Raw genomic sequence first — 3,752 nt, forward strand, 5'->3', positions numbered from 1 at the left:
TTAAGTATGAATGGATTGAGATATCTGCTTACAAGAGTTGGGGAACTTTTGTTACCTCTGTGGAAAAAATCCTGAAAAAATTTGGAGAAAACTATGTAATTAATTTTGTCTAGCTACTTAGTAGGGTTGCCTCGGCGCACCTTATTACTACAGATACTGTCAAAATAGAAGCAATGCAGAGTAAGTCTTGTTCTTCCCTCTTGCTTCTTCGTTCTGACTTCAGAACTTAGGCAAAAAATGAATGCTTCAATCCGCTATTGGTACAGACTCTGTGGGCTGAGGCGCACTCTACAGATAGAGTTTGTGCGTGCAGGAGTATTCCCTCTTCCTTCTTCCTTCTCAATAAAAAACCCCGGTTCCTTTAAGAAACCGGGGTTTTTCCTACCAACTAAGAGAGGAGTCAAAATTAAACAGGTAGCGGTTGCCGGAATTCTACATTTCTCGGACAACCCTCTAAACCAAACTACGGGCAAATTCTAGTTGCAGCTTCTTTAAAGCTGTCTCATTTCTTCTTCAAGCACCCGAACCAAATCTTGATTCCCACTGGATCTCGCTACTTCTATGCGGTGCATCAGTTGCTTGTGAATGTTAGCACGGTGGGTTTCTGCTACTTTTTTTACGTTTTGACGATTTGTGTTCATGGTGGACGTTCCTTATATTAAATTTGGTGTACTTGCTACTTCTCTAATATAGCGCTAAATTCCAAAAAGTATCTAAATTTACAAAAAATTTACAGTTGTTGACCGATCGACCAAACTCCTGTATAAGATTGGTCATAAGTCAATAGGGATATCTTGACAATAAAAAAAGGCAGAACACTAGAGCAGCAGAAGGCAGAAGGCAGAAGGCAGAAGTAGAAATTTTCCCGATCTGACAACATTTACTCAAAGGGTAAGGTACTTATGACGTACTCAACATTTACTCAAAACTCATAACTTGCTTCAGCGCCTCTACCAACTGCTGAAGGTGTGCGAGTTGGTGAGTTGCCATCAGCGAAATCCGAATTTGACTGACACTTACAGTCGGAGGCCGAATCGCCGGAGCAAAAATACCCATCTCCTTGAGTTTGCTGCCGACTGTTAAAGCGGAGGCTGCATTTTTTAACGGAAGATTGAAAATTGGGGAGAGGGAATTGCTAATTGGTAATTGGTGATTGGTAATCGCGCAATATTTGAAAGTTTCGATATTTTGTCGCAACCGAACTCGGCGTTCTGGTTCTTGCTGTACAATCCTCACAGCTTCCAAAGCAGCCGCCGTGTCAGCAGGCGTCAATGCGGTAGTATAAATCCAACTCGCAGCTCGATTACGCAGAAAATCAATTAAAGCAGCAGAGCCCGCAACGTAACCACCTAAACTCCCCAAAGCTTTGCTGAGTGTCCCCACTTGAATCAGTGGTGTTCCCGTACACCCGAAATGTTCTACACAACCGGCACCGCTAGCACCGAAAACTCCTGTAGCGTGAGCTTCATCTACTAATACCATGCAGTTAAAGGTTTCGGCCACAGCCAACAACTGTGGTAGCGGACACAAGTCCCCATCCATGCTAAAGACGCTATCGGTAATAATTAAACACTTGCGGTATCTGGCGCGATTTTGCTCTAGCTTGGCCTTTAAATCCTCAAGATTGCAGTGATTGTACTCTAGGGAAGTGGCACCGCTGAGTGCGGCGCCGTTTTTCAGGCTCGAATGGTTGTACTTGTCAGATAATATCAAATCGCGCTTGCCGACAGCGGATGCGATCGCCCCTAGATTCGCCAAATATCCCGAACTGAATACTAAAGCATCTTCAGTTTGTTTTAAATTAGCAATAGCTTGTTCTAGCTGTCGGTGGAAATCGCGGTGTCCGCTTAGCAACCTCGAACCCGTTGCACCCGTACCAAATTCCTTAGTTGCAGCAATAGCTGCTTGAATTAACCTGTCATCGCCGGCAAGTCCGAGATAATCGTTGCTGGCAAAGTTAATCAGCCGACGGCTTGCCAATTTCACCACAGGCCCGGGGGAACTTTCGAGCGATTGGGGCGATCGATACCAATCGGCACGGCGAACTGTGTCCAGGGCCTTCTCTATCCAAGCGTAAGGGTCTGCGTTCATATTGGAAAGCGATCGGGTAATACGTTATATTAGCTGGTGATCAGTTCCTCCGCATCACATAAGCATATGCCACTCACTAAAAAATACAGATTAGTCACCCGCAGCGATTTTGACGGTCTTGTCTGTGCCGTTTTGCTCAAAGAACTCGATATGATCGACGAGATTAAATTCGTGCATCCTAAAGATATGCAGGATGGGAAAATCGAAATAACAAATAACGATATTAGCACCAATTTACCCTATGTTGAGGGAGTTCATCTAGCTTTCGATCACCACTTCAGCGAAACTCTCAGACACGAGAAAATCAAAATCAACCACATCATCGATCCCTATGCAGCTTCTGCAGCTAGGGTACTGTACAAATATTATGGAGGTCAAGCAAAGTTTCCTGATATTTCTGAGGCGATGATGGCGGCAGTTGACAAATCAGATTCCGCTCAATTTTCCCAAGAAGAGGTTCTGCATCCGCAAGAATGGGTATTGTTAAACTTCATAATGGACGCCCGAACAGGCTTAGGAAGGTTTAAAGAATTTACAGTCTCCAATTATCAATTAATGATGCAGTTAATCGATTACTGCAAAAATCATACCATCGATGAAATTTTGCAGCTTCCTGATGTAAAAGAAAGAGTAGATCTCTACTTCGAGCAAGAAGAAAAATTTAAAGAGCAAATACAGCGATGCGCCACAGTTTATAATAATTTAGTTGTTTTGGATTTGCGTAACGAAGAGGTGATTTATGCGGGAAATCGTTTTGTAATTTATGCTTTGTTTCCTCAGTGCAATATATCTATTCACGTACTTTGGGGACTGAAACAACAAAATACTGTTCTCGCAGTTGGCAAGTCAATCTTTAACAAAACTTCTCAAACTAATATTGGGGAGTTAATGTTAAGATATGGCGGCGGTGGGCACCAGAATGCCGGAACTTGTCAGATTGAGAATGACAAAGCTAGTCAAGTTTTGAAAGAGTTAATTGCCCAGATAAAAGAAAATGGTTAAATTGGCTTTATCTTTTTTGCAGTCAGGACTTGAGTCTTTAATTATTTATTTTAATTTTCAGCACTAAAGTCCTTACTACAAAGGAGATTTTTCGGGACTGAAGTCCTTACTACAAACGGGAGCTTATTCCTCAAGGTTTTGAGCTGGTGGGTTCTGAACATTGAGATTTTCTGAACAGTTGCCTTTGACTGGTGGCAAATGGTCTACCAAACCCATATCAAAAGCGATATCCGGCAACTCATCAGCTTTATATTTTCCTGGCTCAAACAATCGCCCGGGAGTAAAACAAGGCTGTTTCAATCGTACAACCTCCCCGGGCGAAAACATTCCCCTAAACATTTTGCGTTCGAGTCCCATAATTTCTGCTCCTAAAACAACTTTCGCATTAATCTTAACAATTTTTGAGCGGCAGCTTCCCAATTAAATAAATCCGCCGTCTCTTTAGCTTTGTGAGCTACCTGAAAACGCATCGGATCTTCCACAATTTTTCGCAACTGTTCGCGAACAGACTGAACATTGGGTTCGGCCCAATGAGGATCATTTCTGATTGTTAGATACTGAGTATCGTAACACTTTCCGACGGGAATTAGATCGTAAGCAATGGGATAGCAGTTATCAGCATTGGCGTACTCGGTCGGACCACCGTACATAGTCATAGC

General features: G+C 42.9%; 4 protein-coding genes and 1 pseudogene. 1 reads left to right on the forward strand and 4 read right to left on the reverse strand.

All coding sequences use genetic code 11. The features are described from left to right. Positions 1-491 precede the first annotated feature (491 nt). Both pirA and bioF read right to left on the reverse strand, forming a co-directional pair. On the reverse strand, positions 492-641 hold the full coding sequence (gene pirA / locus QUA45_RS28220) for an arginine synthesis PII-interacting regulator PirA (RefSeq protein ID WP_172185012.1): 150 nt from the start codon (positions 639-641) through the stop codon (positions 492-494). 277 nt (positions 642-918) lie between these two features. Then, a complete protein-coding gene (gene bioF / locus QUA45_RS28225; RefSeq protein ID WP_333223207.1) occupies positions 919-2,091 on the reverse strand; it encodes an 8-amino-7-oxononanoate synthase in 1,173 nt (390 codons plus the stop codon). A 66-nt stretch (positions 2,092-2,157) separates the two neighbouring features. Here bioF and QUA45_RS28230 point away from each other — a divergent pair, with 66 nt between their 5' ends. After that, a complete protein-coding gene (locus QUA45_RS28230; RefSeq protein WP_333100187.1) occupies positions 2,158-3,093 on the forward strand; it encodes an exopolyphosphatase in 936 nt (311 codons plus the stop codon). A 123-nt stretch (positions 3,094-3,216) separates the two neighbouring features. On the opposite strand, the gene QUA45_RS28235 is transcribed toward QUA45_RS28230, so the two are convergent. Then, positions 3,217-3,450 (reverse strand): hypothetical protein, encoded by a 234-nt coding sequence (locus QUA45_RS28235; protein WP_333069157.1) that lies wholly within the window; start codon positions 3,448-3,450, stop codon positions 3,217-3,219. Positions 3,451-3,461: 11 nt separating this feature from the next. Further along, positions 3,462-3,752 (reverse strand): annotated as a pseudogene (locus tag QUA45_RS28240) (glycosyltransferase family 4 protein); the annotation flags it as partial.

This window comes from Microcoleus sp. Pol12A5, from assembly GCF_036701435.1.
GTDB lineage: Bacteria > Cyanobacteriota > Cyanobacteriia > Cyanobacteriales > Microcoleaceae > Microcoleus.

What these genes read in the sequence shown, in the direction of transcription:
- bioF (WP_333223207.1), bottom strand. Translation starts at nt 2,091, where the DNA reads ATGAACGCAGACCCTTACGCTTGGATAGAGAAGGCCCTGGACACAGTT.
- QUA45_RS28230 (WP_333100187.1), top strand. Translation starts at nt 2,158, where the DNA reads ATGCCACTCACTAAAAAATACAGATTAGTCACCCGCAGCGATTTTGAC.
- QUA45_RS28235 (WP_333069157.1), bottom strand. Translation starts at nt 3,450, where the DNA reads ATGGGACTCGAACGCAAAATGTTTAGGGGAATGTTTTCGCCCGGGGAG.
- pirA (WP_172185012.1), bottom strand. Translation starts at nt 641, where the DNA reads ATGAACACAAATCGTCAAAACGTAAAAAAAGTAGCAGAAACCCACCGT.